Origin of the sequence: Sinorhizobium sp. RAC02, assembly GCF_001713395.1 — a bacterium.
Taxonomy (GTDB): Bacteria; Pseudomonadota; Alphaproteobacteria; order Rhizobiales; family Rhizobiaceae; genus Shinella.
The window spans coordinates 624,372-647,507 of sequence record NZ_CP016452.1 but is presented as its reverse complement, the minus strand read 5'-3'; the positions used below and the strand labels follow the sequence as shown (position 1 = coordinate 647,507).

21 protein-coding genes and 2 pseudogenes are annotated in these 23,136 nt (G+C 61.5%); 7 read left to right on the top strand and 16 right to left on the bottom strand.

The features are described 5' to 3' along the window. Positions 1–30: 30 nt before the first annotated feature. On the bottom strand, positions 31–1,047 hold the full coding sequence (locus BSY16_RS24135) for an ABC transporter substrate-binding protein (RefSeq protein WP_069062355.1): 1,017 nt from the start codon (positions 1,045–1,047) through the stop codon (positions 31–33). Positions 1,048–1,284: 237 nt separating this feature from the next. Between BSY16_RS24135 and BSY16_RS24130 the strand changes: the two genes are divergently transcribed. Next, a complete protein-coding gene (locus BSY16_RS24130; RefSeq protein ID WP_286157335.1) occupies positions 1,285–2,562 on the top strand; it encodes a sensor histidine kinase in 1,278 nt (425 codons plus the stop codon). Beyond that, entirely contained in the window at positions 2,537–3,259 is a 723-nt protein-coding gene (locus BSY16_RS24125) for a response regulator transcription factor (protein WP_069062354.1), read from the top strand. Before BSY16_RS24130 ends, BSY16_RS24125 begins: the two co-directional genes overlap by 26 nt. Positions 3,260–3,347: 88 nt before the next feature. Here the strand turns inward: BSY16_RS24125 and BSY16_RS24120 are convergent. Together BSY16_RS24120 and BSY16_RS24115 are read right to left on the bottom strand one after the other, a co-directional pair. Beyond that, positions 3,348–3,748: pseudogene (locus tag BSY16_RS24120) on the bottom strand (transposase); the annotation flags it as partial. Positions 3,749–4,562: 814 nt separating this feature from the next. Further along, entirely contained in the window at positions 4,563–4,826 is a 264-nt protein-coding gene (locus BSY16_RS24115) for a hypothetical protein (protein ID WP_069062353.1), read from the bottom strand. A gap of 213 nt (positions 4,827–5,039) precedes the next feature. Between BSY16_RS24115 and BSY16_RS31700 the strand changes: the two genes are divergently transcribed. Both BSY16_RS31700 and BSY16_RS32940 read left to right on the top strand, forming a co-directional pair. Then, a protein-coding gene (locus BSY16_RS31700) for an IS5 family transposase (RefSeq protein ID WP_502695997.1) occupies positions 5,040–5,794 on the top strand; the annotation gives its coding sequence in 2 pieces (ribosomal slippage) (positions 5,040–5,381 and positions 5,384–5,794; 753 coding nt in all). A gap of 474 nt (positions 5,795–6,268) precedes the next feature. After that, positions 6,269–6,707 (top strand): annotated as a pseudogene (locus tag BSY16_RS32940) (Fic family protein); the annotation flags it as partial. Positions 6,708–7,273: 566 nt separating this feature from the next. Here BSY16_RS32940 and BSY16_RS24095 read toward each other — a convergent pair. From BSY16_RS24095 to BSY16_RS24045, 12 genes are all read right to left on the bottom strand, one after another. Continuing rightward, a complete protein-coding gene (locus tag BSY16_RS24095; protein ID WP_353652398.1) occupies positions 7,274–8,140 on the bottom strand; it encodes an ATP-binding cassette domain-containing protein in 867 nt (288 codons plus the stop codon). Beyond that, complete coding sequence (locus BSY16_RS33165; protein ID WP_353652404.1) at positions 8,067–8,513, bottom strand: ATP-binding cassette domain-containing protein; 447 nt, start codon at positions 8,511–8,513, stop codon at positions 8,067–8,069. The genes BSY16_RS24095 and BSY16_RS33165 overlap by 74 nt, the downstream gene beginning before the upstream one ends. A 14-nt stretch (positions 8,514–8,527) precedes the next feature. After that, complete coding sequence (locus BSY16_RS24090; RefSeq protein WP_069062352.1) at positions 8,528–9,349, bottom strand: ABC transporter permease; 822 nt, start codon at positions 9,347–9,349, stop codon at positions 8,528–8,530. Further along, positions 9,346–10,284: an ABC transporter permease gene (locus BSY16_RS24085; protein WP_069062351.1), complete on the bottom strand. Its 939-nt coding sequence runs from the start codon at positions 10,282–10,284 to the stop codon at positions 9,346–9,348. Before BSY16_RS24085 ends, BSY16_RS24090 begins: the two co-directional genes overlap by 4 nt. Before the next feature lie 10 nt (positions 10,285–10,294). Beyond that, a complete protein-coding gene (locus tag BSY16_RS24080; protein WP_069062350.1) occupies positions 10,295–11,815 on the bottom strand; it encodes an ABC transporter substrate-binding protein in 1,521 nt (506 codons plus the stop codon). A 527-nt stretch (positions 11,816–12,342) separates the two neighbouring features. Beyond that, positions 12,343–12,993, bottom strand: a complete 651-nt coding sequence (locus BSY16_RS24075) for an RraA family protein (RefSeq protein ID WP_069062349.1) — start codon at positions 12,991–12,993, stop codon at positions 12,343–12,345. After that, positions 12,990–13,610: a glutathione S-transferase N-terminal domain-containing protein gene (locus tag BSY16_RS24070; RefSeq protein ID WP_083243102.1), complete on the bottom strand. Its 621-nt coding sequence runs from the start codon at positions 13,608–13,610 to the stop codon at positions 12,990–12,992. Before BSY16_RS24070 ends, BSY16_RS24075 begins: the two co-directional genes overlap by 4 nt. A 12-nt stretch (positions 13,611–13,622) precedes the next feature. Then, positions 13,623–14,498 carry an SMP-30/gluconolactonase/LRE family protein gene (locus BSY16_RS24065; protein WP_069062348.1) on the bottom strand — a complete coding sequence of 292 codons (876 nt, stop codon included), beginning with the start codon at positions 14,496–14,498 and terminating at the stop codon, positions 13,623–13,625. A 164-nt stretch (positions 14,499–14,662) separates the two neighbouring features. Next, positions 14,663–16,168, bottom strand: a complete 1,506-nt coding sequence (locus BSY16_RS24060; RefSeq protein ID WP_069062347.1) for a tripartite tricarboxylate transporter permease — start codon at positions 16,166–16,168, stop codon at positions 14,663–14,665. Between the two features lie 4 nt (positions 16,169–16,172). Further along, positions 16,173–16,622, bottom strand: coding sequence for a tripartite tricarboxylate transporter TctB family protein (locus BSY16_RS24055; RefSeq protein WP_069062346.1), 450 nt, complete (start codon positions 16,620–16,622; stop codon positions 16,173–16,175). Positions 16,623–16,672: 50 nt separating this feature from the next. After that, positions 16,673–18,091, bottom strand: coding sequence for an MmgE/PrpD family protein (locus BSY16_RS24050; protein ID WP_069062345.1), 1,419 nt, complete (start codon positions 18,089–18,091; stop codon positions 16,673–16,675). Between the two features lie 40 nt (positions 18,092–18,131). Beyond that, the gene (locus tag BSY16_RS24045; RefSeq protein WP_083243100.1) at positions 18,132–19,133 is read right to left on the bottom strand and encodes a Bug family tripartite tricarboxylate transporter substrate binding protein; all 1,002 of its coding nucleotides are present in this window, start codon (positions 19,131–19,133) and stop codon (positions 18,132–18,134) included. Between the two features lie 137 nt (positions 19,134–19,270). On the opposite strand from BSY16_RS24045, the gene BSY16_RS24040 reads away from it, so the two are divergent. The 3 genes from BSY16_RS24040 (at position 19,271) to BSY16_RS24030 (ending at position 21,902) form a co-directional block, all read left to right on the top strand. After that, entirely contained in the window at positions 19,271–20,134 is an 864-nt protein-coding gene (locus tag BSY16_RS24040; RefSeq protein WP_069062344.1) for an IclR family transcriptional regulator, read from the top strand. Positions 20,135–20,381: 247 nt separating this feature from the next. Then, on the top strand, positions 20,382–21,218 hold the full coding sequence (locus BSY16_RS24035; protein WP_069062343.1) for a hypothetical protein: 837 nt from the start codon (positions 20,382–20,384) through the stop codon (positions 21,216–21,218). A 105-nt stretch (positions 21,219–21,323) separates the two neighbouring features. Continuing rightward, positions 21,324–21,902, top strand: coding sequence for a HutD/Ves family protein (locus BSY16_RS24030; RefSeq protein ID WP_069062342.1), 579 nt, complete (start codon positions 21,324–21,326; stop codon positions 21,900–21,902). 43 nt (positions 21,903–21,945) lie between these two features. Here BSY16_RS24030 and BSY16_RS24025 read toward each other — a convergent pair whose 3' ends face one another. Beyond that, entirely contained in the window at positions 21,946–23,118 is a 1,173-nt protein-coding gene (locus BSY16_RS24025; protein ID WP_069062341.1) for a LysR substrate-binding domain-containing protein, read from the bottom strand. Between the last annotated feature and the right edge of the window lie 18 nt (positions 23,119–23,136).

Genomic DNA, 23,136 nt, shown 5'->3' with positions numbered 1-23,136 from the left:
GCCAGGGCAACCGCGCCTCGCCGGGAGGCCTTACTTGGCGGCCTCGATGACCTTGATGGCGTCAGCCTGCGAATATTCCACATTCGCGACGCCGCCCGCCTGGGTGGTGGCGAGGTTTGCTTCCAGATTGTCCTGGTCAATGCGCAGGAACGGCACGACGAGGTCCTTCTTGACCTCCTTGCCGTCAAGAATCTGCTGGGCGACCCAGAAGGCGAGCGTCGAGACGCCGGGCGCGATGGAGACGGACATGGTCTCGTAGCCGCCTGCGTCCTTCTGTTCCTTCCACCATTTCAGCTCGTCCTCACGGTTGCCCATGACGATGACGGGTATCGGCCGCTTGGCCGCAGCGATCGCCTGCGCCGCGCCGTAACCGTCGCCGCCCTGCGTGACGACGCCGACGATCTCGGGCAGGCTCGGCAGGATGCCGGCGACGGCCTTCTGCGCGACGTCCTGCGCCCAGTCGCCATGCACGGAGCCGACGACCTTGAACTGCGGGAACTGCTTTACACCCTCATGGATGCCCGCCGAAATCTCATCATCGACGAAGACGCCGGCAAGGCCACGGATTTCGAGCAGATTGCCACCCTCTGGCAGCTTCTTCGAGAGGTACTCAACCTGGCTGCGGCCCATTTCCTTGAAATCGACAGCGATGCGCCAGGCGCAGGGTTCCGTCACGATACCGTCGAAGGAGACGACGGTGATGCCGGCATCGCAAGCTTCCTTGACCGCACCGTTCAACGCCGTCGGCGAGGCGGCGTTGACGACGATCGCGTCATAGCCTTGCAGGATCATGTTCTGGATCTGCGCGGCCTGTTCGGTCGCCTGATTCTCGGCCGTGGTGAACGGATCGGCGGCGGCGACCGCGCCAGCCTTCACGGCCTCGCCCGTCACCTTGTCCCAGCTCGTCAGCATGGCCTGGCGCCAGGAGTTGCCGGCATAGTTGTTGGAAAGGGCGATCTTCTTGCCCGACGTATCGGCGAAGGCGGAAGCAGGCATGGCGACGCACGCGGCGACGGCCGATGCCAGAAGCATCTTACGAATTCCCATCTGTCTCTCTCCCTCAGGATCCGGTAGGCCGGATCGAAATCGTTGTCCGCTGAGCTTCCTCCTCTCAGCCATTGCAGGATGCGGGACAACCGGGGACCTGTACAGGTGCGGTTCGGCAAGACATTTGCGGGATTTGCGCGAGAAGTTGCGGGTTTCCGCAAGACGCGGCTATGCTTGTCGGCGCTTACTGGAGGGCGGTGACGGCATGGGAGGCCGCCGCCGGGAGGATTTTCGCCCATGCTGCAACTCGCGCCCGCTGCGCTTTTCGAGCACTATCTCGGCATTTCGCGACTGCTCGCGGGCCAGCTCGATTTCCGCTCGGCCATCCGTTCCGTAGCCGCCGAGGTCGCGCATATCATCCCGCACGAGCATCTCGACGTCTGCGTGCTGGTGGAGGACGGCAACTACCACACCGCCTACGAGACCGGCATCGACACCGCGTGGGGCGACCTAGAAGGCGCACCCGTCGTCTACAGCCCGATCCGCTCACTGCTGTGGGGCGAGGTCGACTACCTCCTCAGCGACGATGCGACGACGGACCCGCGCTTCCGTTTCGAGGGTGCTTTTCGCGCGCCGATCGACGAACAATCGCTGCGCAGCCGCGTCCATGTGCCGATGAAGGTGGAGGGGACGATTATCGCGGCGCTCTCCTGCTCCTCCCGATCCGTCGGTCTCTATACGCTCGACGACGTGGAGCACGCCCGCGTCATCGCCGACCTGCTGACGCCCTACTTCTTCGCGCTACGCGCCGCCGAACAGGCGCAGCGCTCCGCTATCGTCGAGGCGGAAGCCCGCGCTCGGGAAGAGGGCCTGCGCCTCGGCGCGCTGCGCCTGACGGAGGCGCTCGAACAGGAACGGCAACGCATCGGCATGGACCTGCACGACCAGACCCTTGCCGATCTCACCCGCCTCGCCCGCCGCGTCGAGCAGCTTTCCCTGAGCGGCGAAATCGGCCCAGACACCCTGGAGCCGGTATCGCGCTCGCTGCAGCATTGCATGCATGATCTCAGGCAGATCATCGAACAGGCGAAACCCTCCGTCCTCCAGCTCTTCGGCCTCGCGCAGGCGGTTGAAAACCATCTCGACCGCTCGGTGCGCGACAGCGGCATGCCGATCCGCTGGGCGCTCGCCGACGAGACGGCCGGCGCACTCGACAGGCTGGAGCCGACCGTCAGCGTCGCCCTCTTCCGCATCGCGCAAGAGGCGATCAACAACGCCGTCCGTCACGCCCGGCCGGAGATGCTCGCCGTGCGCCTGTGCGTCGAGGCCGAAAGCCTCGTGCTCGACGTGACGGACGACGGCTGTGGCGTCGTGCGCCCGCGCGGGCGCATCGGTAGCGGCGTCGAAAACATGAAGACGCGTGCCCGGCTGATCTCGGCGACCTGTACGATCGGCACGGCGCGCAACAACGGCGGCACGACCGTAACGGTCCGGCTTCCCCTCGCCCCGGAACGCGGCGCGGGAGTCCTATGCGAAGGAGGAACGGGTGATGAAAGTCCTGATCGTGGAGGATGATCCGCTGCATCGTTCCTACCTGCACGAGGCGGTGTGCTCGGCGCTGCCGGAATGCGAGACGGTCATCGAGGCGGAAAACGGCCTTTCCGGCGAAAAGCTCGCGCGCGACCACAAGTCCGCGCATATCGTCATGGATCTCCAGATGGCGACCCGCAACGGCATCGAGGCGGCGCGCACGATCTGGAAGGAGCGACCGGAAACGCGCATCCTCTTCTGGTCGAACTATTCCGACGAGGCCTATGTGCGCGGCGTCTCACGCATCGTGCCCGACGGGGCGGCCTATGGCTACGTGCTGAAGTCCGCCTCGGACGAACGGCTGAAACTCGCCTTGCGCTCGATCTTCGTCGAAAGCCAGTGCGTGATCGACCGCGAGATCCGCGGCGTGCAGCAGAAGAGCCTGGGCCAGACGAACGGTTTCACTGATTCCGAATACGAGATCCTCATCGACATCGCCCTCGGCCTCACCGACCGGGCCATCGCCCGCCGCCGCAACCTCTCGCTCCGCAGCGTGCAGAACCGCCTCCAACAGCTCTACGACAAGCTCGACGTCTACCAGTCGACCGGCGAGGACAGCGAAGACGCGCGCTTCAACCTGCGCACCCGCGCCATCACCACGGCGCTCCTGCGCAAGCTCTTGAACTACAGCGCGCTGGAGAAGGCCGAGGCCGACCTCCAAGAGTGGCTGTCGAGCTTCTAACAATCCAGGAAGTGTTGATTGCCACTGAGACCTGACCCGGCGTGGCCTGATAGGGGATGCGGATAAAAAGTCGGATGGGATATGCGTTCAGTCCAAGGCGGTTTCGATATTCGATGGGACTGAGGGCGCCAAGTGATAATTTGATGCGCTTTTCGTTGTACCAGTGGATGTAGGCGTCCACCTCTCTGACGAACTGTTCGATCGTGGTCGCCCTCCAGTCTCGAGGGTAGAAGAATTCTTTTTTTTTTCGGCCGAAGAAGCCCTCGCAGGCCGCGTTGTCTTGCGAACAGCCCTTACGGGACATTGAGCGGACCAACTTCGCATCGCCTACCCTGGTGACCCAGCCCGGCCAGCGATAGCGGGCTCCGCGATCAGAATGAACGATAGGCCGTGCATCAACGTGACCACGGCTTCGATAGCGGCTTCCAGCATGGTATAGACCAGCCCCGCATCCGCCTGTGTTCCAATGGACCAGCTTATGACCATGCCGCCGCTTGCAGGCGTCCCCCACTCGGACCTGCTATCTTCTTGCAACCAGTACATTTGCGTTACCGCAAGCCGTGAAATCGACATGCCAAAAACCGAGGCGCACCCGGACTCACCACCGTCTTCAATGACGAAGACCGACCACTCATTCTTGTCTGCGAAGAGCATAACAGAGCTACCCGAGATAGCTTCGCCTCGTAAAATTGGGGCGAAAGGCGTCAAACTCTCATGGTCGCGCCCGCTAAACCGGCGACCCGTAGCACAACCCACGCCAATATTAGAGTCTATCGAACGAAAAGACCTCGGGATCATCGCTGACACCTATTCAACCCAAAAAGAACCCGACTTTGCGGAGCCGGGTTCCTTCTGGCGGCCACAGCTTGAGGTATCAGGGGCATTCGTGACCGCGGCAGAACATTAGCATTTGCTGCCGGATGAACAAGCAACACGACATAGTCATATTGAGCGACTTAAATCGAGACTGCAGGCGAAAATGATTAGATAGCGCCGGCTATGATCGAACCTACGCCCATGGCGGATCGGGGCTAGTATTTGTCGCGTATGAAAGAACAAACCCGATTGAGTACATTCTACGTGGCTAAACTTCACCGCGAAACACGAAACATTTAAAGTCCAATTCACGAACTTTTGAACCGGTATACCGCATTTGGGGGGTTAACGCGCGGTACGTCTAATCAGCTATACCGATTGCAACTCAATGTATTCCGTAGACTTTTCTGCAACCGATGCCCGATGGATCGAAAAGGACCCGGCTCATCTCTGAACCGAGTCCCACATCCACCCCCGGATGGTTCAATTACGTGCGACTGTAGTGCATGCGCGCTGAGCATTCTACGATCTTACGGAACCGTGTCGGCTCAATCTGACCGATGGAATAGGTGTCGATCAGATAGCGCGCAAATGATGATCGTGCTTCGTCGGTTTTCGAGAACCAGTCCTGCCTTACGATGTCATCGTACACGGCTTTGACGGCGGTCAGTTCTTCGGGCTGTAGGTGGTTCGAATGCATAGAAGTCTCCTGACTTCTCAGCAAGAACATCTGCGCTTTAATGAACGTCATGGCGCTCTCTGGTAGTGCTGATGCGCGAAGATACGCCCGACACCCCATCCGCACTATTAAATTTGACATACCCCGTGCGCTGGCGAAACGAAAAAGCCGGTGCAGTGTGCGCGCGCCACCGCACCGGCTTTCTCACATTAGGGTCCGGACCCAATAATTGGCTTTCCCTGAGCGCTGGGACATGATTCATTGCCGCGACGAAAGGGCGGTGAGATGTATGATTTCTTTTGGTTTTCCGATGCGCAGTGGGAACGGATCGAACCGCTCCTGCCAACGGATGTGCGGGGCAAGCCGCGGGTGGACGATCGTCGCGTGTTGAGCGGAATCGTCCACGCGCTGCGATGCGGTGGCCGCTGGGCGGACTGCGCCGACGTCTATGGACCGAAGAAGACGCTCTACAATCGCTTCGTTCGCTGGTCCGAGCGCGGCATCTGGGAAGGCATCTTCAGCGCACTTGCCGGAGCCGAAGATGCGCCGGACCGATTGTTCATCGATAGTAGCTGCATCAAGGTCCACCGCTGCGCAGGCGGGGGAAAAGGGGGGCCTTGGCTCATGGTATCGGCCGCACGAAAGGCGGACGGAACACCAAGCTCCATGCCGTCTGCGACGCGAAAGGTCGCCCTCACGTCCTGCTCCTGACGCCCGGCAACGTCCATGATTGCAAGGTGGCGAGGCTGTGTATCGAAGCCCTGCCGCCCTGCGCGCAGCTCGTCGCGGACAAGGGCTATGACAGCCAGGCTCTGCGCGAGTGGCTCGACGAGCGCGGTACCGAGGCTGTGATCCCGCCACGTCGAAATCGCAAGGTCCAGTACGAGTACGACCGCGCCGTTTACAAGCAGCGCAACGTCATCGAGCGTATGTTCTGCCGTCTCAAGGACTGGCGTCGCCTCGCCACCCGCTTCGATCGCAACATCAAAAACTTCATGGGTGCCGTCGCTCTCGCCGCGGCCGTCATCTGGTGGCTCTAGTGAGTCCGGACCCTAGTGAGGCACATTTCGTCGCAAGACTTTTGGGTAGTCCTGCAAGACAAAGATTAGCACACGCTTACATTATGACAAGACGGCCATGCACGCCATGAGAGAACAACCCGAAAATATCCAATTGCATACAAAAAAAGCCGGATCGACCACGCTGACAGTCGATCCGGCGGCTATGGCAGATGTCGCAGGGTCCGATACAAGGGTTTGGAGAGCCCCTACGACCTGAGAACATTAGCATGCGCACACATTCGAGCAAAGCTGCAACGCGCGCCAAGCAGGATGCACCCCAATCTGTTCAGGGCCGATGACTCCCGCTCGCATTTCTGTGGTCGTCCTCCCACCCAAGTTTACGGCAGTGCTCTTCCGCCGCGCTCACCGCATCACGCTGTTTTTCGAAGGGGCCGTCCAAATAGTTAGTCCGCGACGAATACAGCCTTCCCCAAAACGTCAAAGATGACCTGCAATGGCCGCCTATCGCGTATTCTGACCACCTTGTTGCTCCTACGGGCAGGCTACGCTTACGTCCCTTACAGCTCGCTCGAAAGCATCATCGAGCAAAGCAAGGAGAGCTATTACATCTCGCTTCGGCGCACGCAGGGAACGATCCGCAACGCCGAGCCCGACTGGAATCCCTGAATCGAGTACTTTCTGAGAACGCTTCATCGGCAGAAAACGCGGCTTGAAAAGAAAATGGAGCGCGGATGTATTATCCTCGCCGACATGCCGTAATTATCCGTGAAATTGCTCGAGTTGGCACGCGAGCACGGGCGGATTACGGTCGCAGAGGCTACACGGACTACCGATGCAAGCCACCATTAAGGATCATTTCAGGGCGCTCGTGCATCAAGGGCACCTCGTCCTGCACAGTGCCGGCCGCGGCGCATGGTACGGTCTTTCCTAATGAAGGGGTGTCAGGCCCATCTGAATGGATTTGCTGTTGAAAGGATCTGAACCGATGGCGCCTCAACTCAGATAAGCTAAGTGCCCGATTAACCGAAATTCACGGCATCACCCCTATATATGGAATTTTTAGCGGTGCCCGGTACGTCTTGATGGGTCATATCCGCAGGACCTACCACGTCGGATGAGGGCATCGAACGCGAGGAGCGGAACGCTTTGAGCCCCATCGACACCGGTCTAACCAAGCCCCTCAATAAACCAGTCTGGTATTTCATATTGGCCTCGGCGAACATTAGGGCCGCGGCTGACGTCGACCTTAGGCGTGGTGCCTGATTTGGCGTTGAGGAAACAAAAGAGTCGTTCATCTGGCTTGGTTGAAATGCAGAATACTTCTCCACCTCGTCACACGGATTCCATCAGTACCGACGCGTCACGGCCGTCAAAACCAGCCGCTTGCCCCCGAGAAGTGACTTAGCGGATCGTCGCTTAACCGGGAGAGGCCGCCATGGATAGCCTTCTCATCCAGTTGATCCCTTCCTTCGGATATTGGTCGGTAAAGGCTGAGAACTACATCATACCATCCACGCCCAATCGCACAACTCTCGTCGAAACCCGCTCGGCGAGGTGTTGATCATGCGTGACCAGCAGTATTCCAAGCTTCTTTTCGCTCACAATTTCCAGCAAGAACTCGATCACCTCCTTTTGGCTGACCGGATCGAGCCGCGAAGTGGCTTCGTCCGCAAACAGGAAGACGGGATCCAGCATCAGTGTGCGCACGAGGGCGAAACGCTGTAATTCTCCGCCTGAGATTTCCGACGGCAATCGGCCGAGTAGGTTGTCATGCAGACGCAAGCGGGCGCAGAGAGCCTGCGCATCACTCCATTGCCGCCCGTGCAGGCGCACGAGATCGGCAAGTCCCTTGCGGATCGATTGATGTGGTGCAAAGGCGGCAGGTGGGTCTTGGTAGAGTTTTTGGAACCGGAGCGGTGAAATTCTCGCGCGTCGCTCCACCTCTCCCCGGTCGGACGCGGTGAGCCCGAGCAGGATATTGCCAACGGTTGTCTTGCCGCAGCCGCTCGGTCCCGTGATCGCGACCACTTCGCCCGCACGGATTTCGATGTCGAGGCCGGAAAACAGCAGGTTTTCGCCGAAGGCCTTTTCAAGGCCGTGACCGGCCAACACCAACTCACCCCCGCTTGAAGGCGCCCGTCGCGCCCAGTGTTGCGGATCGGCGGCGATCAGCGCGCGCGTATAGTCGTGCTGCGGCGCCTCCAGCACGTTGTCGACTGGCCCGATCTCCACCAGCCGACCCTCCAGCATCACGCCCACCATGCCGCCGAGCGAACGGGCGACCATCACATCATGGGTGATGGTGAGCAGGAGCCGCCCCGCGTCGACCTCGCGCTTCAAGCGGGCGACGACACCGTTGCGCAACGCTGCGTCCAACCCCTTGGTTGGCTCGTCGGCGATTAGCAGGTCGCAATCGCCGGCATGGGCAATGGCGATCGCTACGCGCTGGCACCAACCATGGCTCTTGCGGTAGCAGCGATATCGTACGCCCCCATCGGGCCCGGCCCGTCGCAGCGGAGCCGGCGAGTAGGTCGACCCCGTCGAGAAGGATATGACCCGCGGCAGATAGTCCCATCGGCAGATTGCCCATGATCGCCTGCGCCACCAGGGATTTGCCCGAGCCGCTTTCACCGAGCAGCGTCAACGGTATGCCGGCTTCGAGTGCGAAGGTGATCTCGGAAACGATCGTGCCTTGTGGGGACGCTACCGACAGAGCGCTGACGGACAGTGCTTGCATACGTGGGTGAACGGTCATGCTCGGTCCTCCTGTGCGACGAGTTGCAGGCCGAGCACCAGCAGGAAGATCAGCACGGCCGGCAGCAGCACATGCAGCGGCGCTTCGGCATAATAGGGCAGCATCTCGACGATCATGCCGCCGAGTTCCGGCGTTGGCGGTTGCAGGCCGACACTGATGGCGCTCAGCGTCGATACCGAGATGATGGCAGCCGCCATCGCGAAGGCCGCAAGCGTCGCGATCATCGGTGCGATGACGGGCAGCACATAGTGGCGCAGGATATAGCCGGAACCAAAACCCAGCATGCGAGCTGCCTCGATATGCGGCTGGCCGAGGATGGTTTTGGCTCCGGCGCGCGTCACCCGATAGAATTCGACCCATAATGTGAGCGCAATGCCCAGAAAGAGCGGCCCGTAATTGCCGGGCGCAAAGGCAAGCAACAGAAGCACCAGCATCAGCCCTGGCAACGCCAGCACGATAGTTGCCAGCAGCTCTGCGAACCGCTCCAACCATCCGCCCCGCCAGGCAGCAACAAGTCCCAGCAGAACACCAGGGACGGCCGCCGCAAGCATCGTTACGAACGCCATGCCGAAGGATAGTCTTGCCCCATGCGCAAGCCGCGACAGCAGGCTGCGGCCGTAATGATCCGCACCGAGCAGATGATTTCCGCCGATGGGCGCGAGGCTTGCGGAAAAATCCTGTGCGGCCGGATCCGCCGTAATGAGGAGCGGCCCGAGCAGGGCGAAACCAGCAAGGGTCGCGAGCAGCCCAGCGCCGAAAATACGAATTGGCGAAAACCGACCACGTAAAGGGGCGAGTACACGTTCGTTCGGGCTCATTTGATCCTCCCGAGGCGGGGATCAAGCCAATGCGACAGGAGGTCGACAATTGTGGCGATCACGACGAACATCAGCCCCATGACCAACGCCGTACCCTGCACCATGGGAATGTCACGCTCGACGATGGCGTGAACCAGCGCGTGGCCGATACCCGGATAGGCGAAGAGCGATTCCACCACCACGACGCCTTCGACGAGGTAGATGGCCTGCAACCCAAGATAGGAGACGACCGGAATGGCGGCGTTGCGCAGCCCGTGCCGCCGGACAACGACAGCCTCGGACAGGCCCTTGAGCCGGGCGAAAGCGAAGTAGGGCGCGCTCGTGACACCTGCAACGGCATTATGCGTCACCCGGCTCGACATCGCCGCAAGCCCAAGCGCCAATGTAAGCGCCGGCAGCAGGATTTCGCGCGGCGAGCCGAAGCCGGCCGGCGGCAGCCAACCGAGATGCTTCGAGAAGACCAGCATCAAGATGAGGCCGAGCACGAAGGGCGGAACGGCGCGGAAGATCGCCGCACCTGCAAGGCTAAGGTGATCGACGACACCGCCCGGCTTCAAGCCGGAAAGCACACCGAGCCACGGACCGATTACAAGTGAGAGCACAAGCGCGGCGACCGCAAGCCAGACGGAGGCACCGAGCTGCACCTGTAGTTCGCGCAGCACAGGCGCGCCCGTTACCAGCGAATGGCCGAGATCGAAGCGCATGAGGTTCCCCAGCCACTCGCCGAGCTGGACGAACCACGGCCGATCGAGGCCTAGCTCCAGCCGCACCATTGCGGCCGCGTCGATAATAGCCACATCCGGTCCATAGCGACCGGCTGCAATGCGCATCGCCGCGTCCCCCGGCAGGATGTGCATCAGCACGAAGCAGAGCGCACCAACCGTGACGGCGACGATGCCCGCCTGCGCCAGGCGCGCGAGGAGAATCCTTCTCATCGCGCCATCCTCATTTCGCCCAGCGGATCGAGGAGAGACCGTAGTTCACCTCAAGCGGGTCCACCGCTACGCCAGCAATGCGTTTGTTCGAGACGATGGCGAGTTCCGACCAGGTAACCGGAATGCTCGGCAGTTCCTCTTGCAGGATTTCCACGGCGCGGTGCTGAAGCGGCGCGCGCTTTGCCGGGTCGCTGGTTGCCGAGAGCCCGGCAATCGCCGTCTGGATCTCGGCATTCTCCCAGCCAGTAGCGCCCCAGTCACTGCCGCCCGGGCTGTAGTCGTTGAGCAGCGTGCCGACGGGATCGGGCACGATCGAGTAGAGCCGTGAGATCAGCCCCATCTCCAATGTCCCATCCTTATGGCGGGCAGGAATCTCGGAGCTGTTGGCGACCGAGACCTTCGCTTCGATACCGACCTCGCGCAACTGGGCCTGGATCGCGGTGGCGATCGGGGGCAGTTCCGGCCAACTCGCATAGGTGAGCAGGGTCACGCTGAAGCGTCTGCCGTCCTGTTCGAGAATGCCGTCGCTGCCGGGCGTCCATCCGGTCTTCGTCAGCAAAGAGCGTGCCCGGTCGAGATCGCGGGTGAGCGGCGCCAGATCCTGGCGATACCAGCCCGACATGACCGGCGGGAAAAGCTGGGTGGCAACGAGTTCGGGGTTGCGCAGGATGACTTTGGTGATGCCTACCCTGTCGATGGCAAGGCTGATTGCCTGCCGTTCCTCTACATCGTCGAAGAACGGCGAACCAGCATTTACCTTGAGGATGCGCGTGCGGGGAATGGTGGCGATCTGCACGTCAAGGTCCGGATTGGCCTTCAGCCGGTCCACCGAAACGGGCAGCATGGAAAAGACCAGATCGGCTTCGCCGCTTTCGGCCATAAGCGCCCGTGTCTCCCCCTGTCCGACGGCGAGATAGCTGACGTCACCGATACCCGGCGTGCCACCCCACCAATGGCCGGAATCCTCCAATTCGAGTTTGGCCGGCGGCGTCAGCCGCTTCACGCGGTAAGGGCCGGAACCGATAATCTGCGTCACCTTGCCCGTGGCGTCGAAGGAAGACGGGGCGAGGATGATCGCGCTGAAATGCACGAGGTAGGCGGGCAAGGGCGAAAACGGCCTTTCGAGGCGGATCACGACGTCCTTCTCGTCGCTGGTGAGCCCCGCGATCGGTGCCTGCGAGAGGACGCCGGCACCGGCGCGCGCCCGTTCAAGGCTGGCGACGGCCGTTTCGGCCGTTACCGGGGAGCCGTCGTGAAAGACGGCATCCGGTCGAAGGGTCAGCCGCCAGGTCAGCCCGTCATCACTGACCTTCCATTTTTCCGCAAGCGCGGGAGCGAGCTTGCCGTCCTTGTCAGCCGTGACGAGTGTTTCCGCAACCTGCAAGCGGCTGAAGACATAGCCTGTCTGCGCCGGCTCGATCCCCGTGATCTCCCAGGGCCCGGCGACCTTGAGGACCTGTGCATCTGCGGGCGGCGCAAGGCCCGCGGCTCCCAATCCAAACGTGATGGCCAGCGCATAGGCAAAGCGCATGTCGATCCTCCAGTGACGGGGTGAAAACCAAGTGAGACGCTCCTCAAGCGAGGCGCCCGCTCTGGTTAATGTAATATCATTACGTTCGTCAATGGGAAAGTTATGTAATAACATACATGGATACATGCCGAGAAGACGCGCAAGAACGCTTCCGGCGCCTCGCCCTCCTGACACAACATTCGGACAATCGCCCGCCGCTTGAAGTGCTCGGCTGTGGTGGCCTGGTTGGAACCTTAGAATCCAGCGGGGATTAAGCCATTTTGACCCATCGAAGTCACTGCACCATAAGCCTATCCGCCGGGCGAACGCTTAACCCCCATGGAGTAGGCGTAAGCTATTGAACGGATCGAACCAACGACCGGCAAATTACAACCTACAGCTCAATGACAATTCCGTCTCGTCACCTTGAGTCGATCGATCAACAGATCCGGAATGAATATGTCTCGGGCGGGTGCTGTCGCCTTGGCCTCCTTGGCAAACGATCAAAGGCAGCAGCTACATCGCCCCCTCAACGGCCGATTGTCGCTTCAAACTAATCCTTCAGCATTACCGCAAGCTTGATAGAAAGCTTGCCGAAGTTTGATGTCACGCTTTTGTTCAGTCACCTGGATTTCGCATGCCTTGACGAGCACCTCGACTAGCTTATTGGCGGGGACGCAAGCTAGGCCATCGACGCTAAATGCCAAAAGGTCGCCAGGGTGGATTTTTACGCCGGCCAATGTCACCGGCTCACCGATGGACACGGTGTTCATTCGTCTCTTGCTGCGCAGCGGAGAAGTTCCCCGGCAGAGCACTGGAAGGGGACTTGTGGCCAACGCCTCCGCGTCGCGCGTCGCTCCGTGAAGGACGACACCGCTCAGGCCGTTGATCTGCGCCCTTAGCGAGTGACCCTCGCCCCATGTGGCGATGTCTATAGGGCAGCCCGCGTCGATGACGAGGATGTCGCCAGGGCTGGCCAGGGAGAGTGCTGCTTCTCCCTGGCGGACGATACTCGGCTTGCCGGGCTCCGCCAATTCCTGCCTCAGTGTGAACGCACGGCCGAAGACCGTGCCGCCCTTGCTGCCGAGCAGGCGATAGCCGCCGCCGGCATTCTGCGGCAGACCGAGTTCGTCCATGGCGTCACTGATCTGCCCGACGCCAACACCCGTTGCAATCGCCTGCGCGATGGCTTGCTTCATTTCGGCACCTTCGGTGCGGTTGCTGTGATGGAGGCCTTGGTCGAGACTGCCTCGAACCAGCTCGCAAGATGCGGACGACTGTCCCGCCAGTTTGCCGCCTCCGGAAGACGGACGTCGAACCAGCCGAGCGCGCAGACCAGCGCGATTTCGCCGATAGTAAGCATATCGGTCGCGAGTTCCTGGGCCTCTTTCTCGGCTGCATCGAGCCCGTTCGTAACTTTCAGAAGCTGCACATCCTTCCAGTCGGCCCATTGCTTGTCTCCCGGGCGCAGGCCCTCGATGCGGGCAAGTTGGCCGGCCTCGAGAATGCCGTCGCCGAGCGCATTACGGCGTAGCGCTGTCCACCGGGCAACATCGGATGGGAAAAAGCGCGGTGCGCCATCAAATTGATCAAGATATTCCGCGACGACCGTAGAGCCGTAGAGGACAGCGCCATCATCGAGCGTCAGCGCCGGGATCTTGCCGAGCGGGTTGACGGCGATCGCAAGGTCGAGTGGTTGGAGCGGATTGACCGGTGCCGGCACAAGTTCCAGCCTGTCGACGAGGCCTTTCTCATGCGCCACGATCATTACTTTGCGGACGAAGGGCGAAAGTCCACCGTAGAGAAGTTTCATCATTGTATGCTCCTATCAACCTTGAAATCGCGGCTCAGGCAGGCCTTTGACGCCGACATCGATGCGGAAGAGACCGCCGGCATCCGGCTCGGCGGCGCGCTGTTCGTCGCTAAGGCCTTGCCAGGCCGTCGTGACATAGAGAATGTCCCGGTTTGGTCCGGCAAAACCCGCACAGGTGATATTCGTCACCGGCATCTCGATGATCCGGTCGACCTTGCCATTTGGCGCGTAGCGAACGACACGCTTGCCAGCGAACTCGCAATTCCAGACGAAGCCTTCGGCATCGACCGTCGAGCCGTCCGGACGGCCTGGATTGGCTGTTAGATCCGCGAAGACGCGGCGGTTGGAGATCACACCCGCGTCGATGTCAAAATCGAAGGCCCACATCATGCGCTTCGGCGTGTCGGCGAAGTACATGGTCTTGTCGTCGGGACTGAAGCAGACGCCATTCGGGATGTTGATGCCGTCGAAGAATTTCTGCGCGGACAAATCCGAGCCGATGCGCCAGAAATTGCCGTCGTCCTGCCGGACCTTGTCGTTCATGCTGCCGAGCCAGAAGCGGCCGCGTCGATCGCAGCGCCCGTCGTTCAGACGGTTGTCCGGCAGATCTTCTTCCGGATCAAAGATCTTCTCGCGGTCGCCGGCACCTGGCGTGAAGGCATAGATGCCATCGTCCTGTGCCAGGAGCATACCGCCGCTTTCACGCAGCGCATAACTGCCAAGCGCGCGGCCACCCGTCAGGTAGACCTTGTGTTCGCGCGTTACCGGATCGAAGGACTGGACGCGTGGACGGCGGACGTCCATCCACCAGAGTAGATTGCTGCGGTCACACCAGACCGGCACTTCACCGACCTGGTCGCCGGATTTCACAACACATTCGATTTGCATCATCACTTTCTGATACTCCGTTGCATATCGTTAAAAGGCGCGCCCTTGCGACGCAGGGGCCCCTGCGCCGGGACAAGGTCTCCGGCCGCTGTCCGTCTTGCGGATCGGGGGCGTTTCAGAGTTGGGGGTGGTGCGCGTGAAGTCGGCGCACCGTCGGTTGGTGCGACTCAGGCTTCTTCCGTGAAGACCTCCTCGCGCTTTTTGCGGAACTGCGGAAGAATGACGGTGAGCATCAGCAAGACGGCGATCAGCAGGAGTATGGCCGAGAGGGGACGCGTCACGAAGGTCGTCGCATCGCCTTTCGCCAGAAGCATCGCGCGCTTGAGGTTCGATTCCAGCATCGGGCCGAGAATGAAGCCGAGGAGAAGCGGCGCCGGCTCGCATTTCATGCGCATGAAGAGGTAGCCGACAAAGCCGAACACCGCCGCCGTCATGATCTCAAACGTCTGGTTCTGGATGCTGTAGAGGCCGATTACGCAAAAGACGAGAATGGCCGGATAGAGGTAGCGATACGGCACCGAGATCAGCTTGACCCAGATGCCGACGAGCGGCAGGTTGAGCAGAACCAGCATCACGTTACCCACGAACATGGAGGTGATGAGACCCCAGAACAGCACCGGCTGCTGCGTTATAACCTGCGGACCGGGCGCGATGTTGTGGATCATCATGGCGCCCATCATCAAGGCCATGGTGCCGTTCGAGGGAATGCCGAGCGTCAGCATGGGAATGAAGGATGTCTGCGCGGCTGCATTGTTGGCAGCCTCGGGACCGGCGACGCCTTCGACCGCGCCATTGCCGAAACGTTCGGGATGTTTCGAAACCTTCTTTTCCAGCGTGTAGGCGGAAAAGGAGGCGAGCGCCGCACCACCCCCCGGCAGAATGCCGAGGACGGAGCCAAGCAGCGTGCCGCGTGCGGCGGCGGGCGTTGCCTCGCGAAAATCCTGCTTCGAAGGCCATAGTCGCGAGATCCGGTGCAGGATCGGCGTACTGCTCGTCTTTTCGCCTACATGGGCGATAATGTCGGCGAAGGCGAAGAGGCCCATCGCCACGGATACGAATTCGATACCGGTCGATAGTTCAAGCGAGCCGAAGGTGAAGCGATAGGCGCCGCTGTTGTTGTCGATGCCGACGCTGCCGAGCACGAGGCCGACGAGAACCATGCCGATCGCCTTCAGAAGCGAGCCATGCGCGAGGATGATGGCTGCGACAAGCCCGACAATCATCAGCGCGAAGTATTCGGCCGGCCCAAATGACAGCGCGACGGTGGCAAGCAGAGGCGAGAAACCGGCAACAAAGAAGGTGCAAACAGTGCCGGCAAACACCGAGGCGAGCGCGGCGAGCGCCAGCGCAGCACCGGCACGGCCGGCCTGCGCCATCTTATGCCCGTCGATCGCGGTGACGACCGAGGAGGCTTCGCCGGGCAGGTTGACGAGGATGGCCGTGGTGGAGCCCCCATACTGCGCACCATAATAAATGCCCGAAAGCATGATGAGGGCGGAAACCGGATCGAGCGCATAGGTGAGCGGCAGAAGCATCGAAATGGTGGCTAACGGGCCGAGACCCGGTAGAACGCCGATTGCGGTTCCGACCACGACGCCAACGAAACAGTAAAGCAGATTTGCCGGCTGAAGCGACGTCGCAAAGCCCGTCAGGAGATTGGAGAACAGGTCCATCGTCTCACTTCCAGAACAGAGGGATGCGCAGGTCGAGCCCGACGATGAAGAGGAGCCAGGCCATGATGGTCAGGCCGGCGGCCGAGATGAGTACGCACGCTATACGGCTGTTGCGTGCGGCCAGCGATGAAACAAGCACCAGCGCCGGAATGGCGATGAACAGGCCCGCTGTCAGCAACAGAGCGCCCGAAAGCAGGATTGCGCCGGTAGTGACGACTGCCGATCGCCACTCGAAGGGTGGCGCCGCCGGCTGCTCGGCGCGAACCGCCTTAGCCGTCACCAGCAGGCCGACCACGAAGAGAAGCACGCCCAGCGCCAGCGGAAACATTCCAGGCCCCATCTGGGAGGCGCGTCCAAGCGAATACTGAAGGGATTGCCAGGCAACAAATGCACCGAAAAGGGCAAAGAACAGGCCTGCCTGGCCATCAGGCGTCGCGTAAAAATTGTTTCTCATGGGGTTCCTCCTCCCGCGCACCGGCGAACAAGCAAGCGCTTTTGGCAGTTCTATTGCGCCGCCTCCGCGCGGCGCTTGGCAGACGGAGTCAGCGGACGCAAAAGCGTCGCAACATCGCCAGCCTTTTCAAGGTCCTTCAGTGCGTTGAACGCGCTTTGAGCAACACCCTCATCGACGCCGCAGCTCCTTGCACAATCCAGGAATTTGACGTTGAGGTCCGTCCAGCTCAGGGCGCGTTTTGGATGACCGGGCGCTGTGTCGATCCGCTGACGGATGGTGCGGCCATCGGTGAGTAATGCCTCGACGATAACGAAGCCACGCGTGCCGGCGCTCTTCTTGTTGTAATCCGGATCCTCGGCCCCACAGGCCTCGTCCTCGATGACCTCGATCTTCTCGTATAGCGACCAGATTTCCGGCCGCATCACTGCCGCATCCTCGAACGAGGCGATCGTCAGGTGGCGGTCGAGCATGGACACAGCGAGCCCGTAGGGCATGCTGAACTTGCCTTCCAGCCCGGTCTTCGGACGGTTGAACCGCAGCGGCAGCAGGGCGCCGGGCACGACACGGCACGTGAGCTTTTCCAGCTGGCCAAGCAGGGGCCCTACCTCCCGCTCGATCTCAGCCACGCCATCGATGGCGCGGTGCGTGGCATAGCACGTCGGGAATTTCTTCAGTGCGATACCCGGCGACACGATCGTCCAGGGACTGCCGAGCAACGGCAGGACCTTGTCGGCATCGCTCTCTTCCGTGCCATAGGCTGAAAGGTAGCCACCCTTGTCCTCCAGGGCTGAAAGGGAGGACGTGAAGCCCGAGCGCACGAGATCGACGGCAATGACTGCCGACTGCGCGGCCCAGCCGGAGTGCAGCGGCTTGGTCATCGTGCCGAAATTGGCCTGTATGCCGCAGGCCGTCGAGGCGGCAAGACTCGTTGCCATGCGCGTCTCGTCCACTGAAACACCGAAACGCCGCGCAAGGGCGGCCACCGCGCAGAACAGCGCAATGGTACCGGTCGTGTGATAACCGCGTTGGTAATGTTTAATGCCAACGCCCTGTGACAACTTCGAGCCTACTTCCAGACCGACGATATAGGCGTCGATGAACGCTCGGCCGGAAATCGGCGCGTCGTAACACTGCGCGATGAGAGCCGGCATGATGACGGCGGCAGGATGCCCCGGCATCATCGACAGGACATCATCGAAGTCGAGCGCGGCACCGAATGTGCCGCCGACAAGTGCGGCTGCCGGCGCATTGGCAGCAGCGTCCGTCCCGATCAACGGAACGGCGCCCTTCCCCATGCGCGAAACATAGTCGAGCATCGGCTTTGCGACATCGCTGCCGGCACCCGACATGATGACGGCGACGGTGTCGACGATGACGCGCTTGGCGAGTTCGATTGCATCCTCCCCGGCATCGGCGATGTCAGCATTCTTCACGAACTCGGCAAGGCCGAGCGAAAGACTGGCGGTCATTGGCATTTCCTTTTGCTCTACGTCTGCTGCCGTCGTCGTCTTACTGCGCGACGATATTGGCATCCTTGATTACCTTGCCCCACTTTTCGGCGTCAGCATTGACGAGCGCCTTGAAGTCGGTCGGCGTGCTGCCGACGATCGTCGTCGCCGATTCAGCCCATTTGTCGATCAGAGCCTTGTCCTTGAGAGCCACGTTGATATCTGTGGAAAGCTTATCGACCACGTCGCTGGGCGTCCCCGCCGGCGTGAAGATCCCCCACCACAGACGCACGTCTATGCCGGGATAGGTTTCCGCAAGCGTCGGCACATCCGGAAGGATAGCTGCGCGCTTCGTGTCCGTCACGGCAAGCGCGCTACTCTTACCGTCCTTCACATGGGGCAGCATATTGACGACGTTGGAGAAGCCGACATTCACCTGACCGGAGATGAGGTCAAGGCTTGCTTGCGCGATGCCATCATAGGGCACATGCACCAGCTTTATGCCTGCCGCCTCCTGGAAAAGCTCCGCGGCCAGATGCGCCGCGCTGCCCTGCCCGACGGATGCATAGGTGATGGACTCCGGTTCGGCCTTTGCCTTCTCGACCAGTTGGGCAATTTTGGTTAGGCCCATCGAGGGGTGGGCCGTGATGAGCATCGGCGTGAAGCCGAGCTGGGTGACCGGCTCGAACGCGGTCAGCGTGTCGAACGGCAGGTCTGGACGCAGGGCACGGTTCATGGCGTGGGTCGCGACACTGCCGACGAGGATCGTGTAGCCGTCAGCATCCGCATTGGCCACGAACTGCGTCGCCACGACGCCGTTGGCGCCCGGCTTGTTCTCCACCAGCACCGGCTGGCCCCACACCTTGGAAAGATGCTCGCCGATGGCGCGGGCCAGAAGATCCGGCGGGCCGGCCGGTGGGAAAGGAACGACGATCGTGACGGGGCGATCCGGATAACCTTCCGCGGCAGCGATAGCCGGCGCGAAGGATGCAAGGGCACTACCGGCCATGGCAATGAGGCCGAGGCGGGCAAAGGTACGAACAAAAGCTCTGCGGGTGGTCATGTTTCCTCCATTTGGCGATCGGCTCCACTTCCGATTTCAGGTTTGTGCCACTATTTGGGAAAAACATCAAGTTCTGAATATTGCGATATTCGATATTTTATGTATGGTGCGGTCAAACAGTGGAGCATGCGCAGGCGATGGAAAAGACAACCGGGGAAAAGACGAGCATCGATCGTGCGTTTGAAATCCTTGATCTGCTGGATGAAAGCAGCCCGACGGTGTCGCCCGAACAGATCGGCGAGACGCTCGATCTCTCCCGCTCGACCACCTATCGATACCTTCGTGTTCTGTGTAACGCCGGGCTTCTGGTTCAACTCAGCCGCGGCAACTATTCGCTCGGTCCGCGCATCGTCGAACTCGAGCGCAAGATCCAGATCAGCGACCCGATGACGTCCGTTGGAAACCGGATCATGCCAGAACGCGCGCGGCGCGTGCCCGACAGCGTGCTCATCCTCTGCGGCCTGTGGGGCGACCGGGTGCTTTGCCTGCGTCAGGAAAATGGCGAGGCGTCCGGCGAAGCACCGCTCCGGCTGTTGCGTGCACGCGGCCTGCCCTTCTCGCTTTTCAAGGGCGCCGCGTCGCTCGCGATACTTGCCAACCTGCCCCCTGCCCGCCTGAAGGCGCTTTTCCTGCGCAGCGGCTCCGATATCGCCGAGGCAGGCCTTGGCGACAACTGGACGGACTTCCGGCGCCGGATGAATGCCATTCGCAAGGCCGGATCGTGCATTACGGTCGGAACGTTTGAATCCGACCTCGCCGCCATCGCGGCCCCGATCTTCAACGACGAAGGCGCAGTTATCGGCAGCCTGACCCGAATCCTGAAGCGAACGCATCCGCAATCCGATGACGCGTTGGCGGCGGATGTCCGCGAGGCGGCGCATCAGTTTTCCCAAGAGCTTCAGAATGGATCAAGTATCAACGGAAACCATTCCGAGACGAGGCGTCTGCGTGAAAGTGATGCGGCCCTTCTTGGAAGCCTAATCGAGCACGTTTCAACCTGAAGCGAGCCTCCAGTTAATATTGCTCTTGAAAGGTTACGAACGGTCGACCCGCTCATTGATTTTCAATCAGGGTTTATGAGATTTGCTGAAAACCCTTCACCTCGAAACTATCCTGCGCATATGCGTCCGCTCTAACTAGCTTGGGGTGGCTTAACAAGGATTTCTCGATGCAGTGGCACGAAAGATCGGATTTTCGCTCGGAACTGACGGCCCTTAAGCTAGGCGTCCTCAACAGGAGCGAGATCCGATGCCCGCCACGATATCCGCCTACCCGCTGCTGCACCGCGCGCCAGGCCTGCCTGAGGTGGTGGAAGGAGGGCTTGCCGCGGATCATCCGTTGCGCGGCGGCGTCCTGATGCTCGGCAATTTCGACGGATTCCATCTCGGCCATCAGGCGCTGGCGCGCATGGCACATCAGATCGCCGGGGGCCGGCCGGTGGCGGTCATGGCCTGCGAACCCCATCCGCGCAGCTTCTTCGGCAGGGAAACTGCCCTGTTCCGGCTGGCGACGCCGGCGGCCAGGCGCCTGCAGCTGTCTCACTATGGCGTGGATTTCATCTATTCGCCTCGCTTCGATCAGGCCTTTGCCGGCCTCAGCCCGCTGGAATTCGTCGACCGCATACTCGTCGGAGCGCTCAGCGTGCGCCATGTGATCGCGGGGCCGGACTTCCGTTTCGGCAACCTGCGTGCCGGTGACATGGCATTGCTGACGGATCTTTGCACCACTCGAGGCTTCGGCATCAGCATCGCGCCCGACGTCACCCATGCGGGCGTGCGCGTCTCCTCGACGCTCATCCGGGCCGCGATCGAGGCCGGCGACCTCTCCGGGGCCACCCGGCTCATGGGACATGACTGGCTCGTCGAAACGGAGGGCACGGACGATGGCGGCCGCAGGCTGCATCCAATGCTCTGCCGGCCCCGGCCGGGGCGCTATATCGGCTCGGGCGAAGGCCGCGACGAACGGGTGCGCATCGACATCGACGCCGATGGCACATTCCGACCACTCGGGCCGCATTCACTTCCGGCCCTGCGGGACATGTGGCAGCTCGAAGGACAGCCTGGCCGACGCAAGCTGCTCCAGTGAAGCGCGGCGCGATTGCCGGTGAAAAACTTTAGGAACCCCGCGACGCGCAGTGCCGATCAATTGCAACGAGGCGGTCACGCTTTGCCGCCGCTTGAAAGGAAGAGAATGACTATACAGCACCTACCCGCCACCGGCTATGTGGCCATGCCGTGGAAGAACGGTACGGGTTCTACAGACGAAATCTGCCTGCTGCCGGACGGCGCCTCACGCGATGCCTTCGCGCTGCGGGTCAGCCGGGCGTCCATTGCCACAACCGGCGTCTTCTCCGCATTTCCCGGCGTGGAACGGACCATCACCCTGATCGAGGGCGAGCGCCTGACGCTGGAATTCGGCGACCACGATGTGGAGCTTGTCATCGGCCATCCCTACCGTTTCGATTCCGGCCTGACGCCGGTCGGCGTGCCGAAGGGTGGGCCGGTGCGTGTCGTCAATGTCATGGCGGCGCGGGATGCCTGGCAGCTCGCTCCGGCCAGCGTCCTCACCAAAGGCACGGTCGTGCAGCCTGAGCCGCAGGGCCTGGCGTTCGTTTTTGCATTGCGCGGAACCTCCGGCCTGTCGGCCTCGCAGGAGACTGTCACCCTCGGCGAAGGCGACTGCGCTCTGCTGGACGCGCCCGCCCGGTTCACGCCGGACGCTGGTGCGGCCATTCTCGTCGTGCCGCTCCGCGCGGCGTCGGGCGTATAGGAGAGGCGTTGCGAGGCAGGCCTTTGGCCCGCCTCCTTGTCATTCAGCCGATCGATCCGCCCTTCTTGAAGACCTCCAGGCAGCATTCGATGAAGCGCCGTGCAGGGCCGGACAATGCCTCGTTCCTCCGGTGGGCGATGACGATCGAGGAAGGAGCCTGCTGGCCGACCAGCGGGCGCACTACGAGCTTCATTCCGTCATAGGTCATGTCTGTCGCCGGCTTGGTGGCGAGGAGCGCATAGCCGAGGCCATGCCCCACCAGGCCGCGCACCATCTCGAAGGAGATCGAGCGGTGCGCGATAAGCGGTTCGACTCCGGCCGCGCGCATCACGCCCACGAAATAGTCGGCGCTCGGCGGCGCGTCGAGCAGCACCATCGGCTCCTCCGCCAGTTCCGTCGCGTCGATCTCCGGCTGTGCCGCGAGCCGATGGCCGTCGGGGAGGAGCACATAGGGCGACAGGTGATCGAGCGGGATTTTCTCAAGGTCGACACCGAGGTCGATATCGTACAAAAGGGCCAGCTCGCTCTCGCCGGCGCGCAGGCTTTCGCTCAGTCGGCGCTGGTCGCCCTCCACCAGGCGAATACCTATACCCTCCATGCGCTGGATCAGCCGGGGCATGATGAAGGGGCCGAACGTGTGGAAACAGGCAACGGACAGTTGGCTTCCCGCATTCGCCCGGGCAGCGGCCAGCGACCGGGCGCCATCTATCCGCATCGAGGCGCCATAGGCCCGGTTGGCATAAATGAGCGGCGAGCCCAAACGGGAGACGTGCAGGTCGCGCACTTCGCACAAGAAAATGTAGTGGGTTCCGACCTTTTCCGAGGAGAGCAGCCGGCAATCGAAGGCGACGAGCGGATCGACGATGCGCGGCGCGCCGGAGGGCATCGACACCCATTCCGTGCACTCGAACTTATCGTTGACCTCCTCCTTGAAGCGGCCGGCAAAGGTATCGGAAATATAGGACTGGTCGTCGCGCAGCACGTTCACACAGAGAACGCCGTTCTCGACGATCTTTGCCGCGGCCGGACTGAGATGATGCACGCAGACGAGCAGGGTTGGCCACGCGCTGTCGGCCGATACGGAAGCCATTGCCGACACCGTCACGCCTGCACGCCCGGCCGGCCCGTCCGTCGTTACGATGTTCACCGTGCATGCGGCATGGCTCATCCCTTCGAGAAATCTGAGCCGAATGGTCTGTTCAATCTTCGTTTCCAAGCCCCGCACTCCGTCGTT

Coding starts and splice junctions, on each gene's coding strand:
- BSY16_RS24130 (WP_286157335.1), top strand. CDS start 1,285: ATGCTGCAACTCGCGCCCGCTGCGCTTTTCGAGCACTATCTCGGCATT.
- BSY16_RS24085 (WP_069062351.1), bottom strand. CDS start 10,284: ATGAGAAGGATTCTCCTCGCGCGCCTGGCGCAGGCGGGCATCGTCGCC.
- BSY16_RS24035 (WP_069062343.1), top strand. CDS start 20,382: ATGCCCGCCACGATATCCGCCTACCCGCTGCTGCACCGCGCGCCAGGC.
- BSY16_RS24030 (WP_069062342.1), top strand. CDS start 21,324: ATGACTATACAGCACCTACCCGCCACCGGCTATGTGGCCATGCCGTGG.
- BSY16_RS24135 (WP_069062355.1), bottom strand. CDS start 1,047: ATGGGAATTCGTAAGATGCTTCTGGCATCGGCCGTCGCCGCGTGCGTC.
- BSY16_RS24090 (WP_069062352.1), bottom strand. CDS start 9,349: ATGAGCCCGAACGAACGTGTACTCGCCCCTTTACGTGGTCGGTTTTCG.
- BSY16_RS33165 (WP_353652404.1), bottom strand. CDS start 8,513: ATGCAAGCACTGTCCGTCAGCGCTCTGTCGGTAGCGTCCCCACAAGGC.
- BSY16_RS24125 (WP_069062354.1), top strand. CDS start 2,537: ATGAAAGTCCTGATCGTGGAGGATGATCCGCTGCATCGTTCCTACCTG.
- BSY16_RS24065 (WP_069062348.1), bottom strand. CDS start 14,498: ATGATGCAAATCGAATGTGTTGTGAAATCCGGCGACCAGGTCGGTGAA.
- BSY16_RS24075 (WP_069062349.1), bottom strand. CDS start 12,993: ATGAAGCAAGCCATCGCGCAGGCGATTGCAACGGGTGTTGGCGTCGGG.
- BSY16_RS24060 (WP_069062347.1), bottom strand. CDS start 16,168: ATGGACCTGTTCTCCAATCTCCTGACGGGCTTTGCGACGTCGCTTCAG.
- BSY16_RS24080 (WP_069062350.1), bottom strand. CDS start 11,815: ATGCGCTTTGCCTATGCGCTGGCCATCACGTTTGGATTGGGAGCCGCG.
- BSY16_RS24070 (WP_083243102.1), bottom strand. CDS start 13,610: ATGATGAAACTTCTCTACGGTGGACTTTCGCCCTTCGTCCGCAAAGTA.
- BSY16_RS24055 (WP_069062346.1), bottom strand. CDS start 16,622: ATGAGAAACAATTTTTACGCGACGCCTGATGGCCAGGCAGGCCTGTTC.
- BSY16_RS24115 (WP_069062353.1), bottom strand. CDS start 4,826: ATGACGTTCATTAAAGCGCAGATGTTCTTGCTGAGAAGTCAGGAGACT.
- BSY16_RS24050 (WP_069062345.1), bottom strand. CDS start 18,091: ATGACCGCCAGTCTTTCGCTCGGCCTTGCCGAGTTCGTGAAGAATGCT.
- BSY16_RS24045 (WP_083243100.1), bottom strand. CDS start 19,133: ATGACCACCCGCAGAGCTTTTGTTCGTACCTTTGCCCGCCTCGGCCTC.
- BSY16_RS24040 (WP_069062344.1), top strand. CDS start 19,271: ATGGAAAAGACAACCGGGGAAAAGACGAGCATCGATCGTGCGTTTGAA.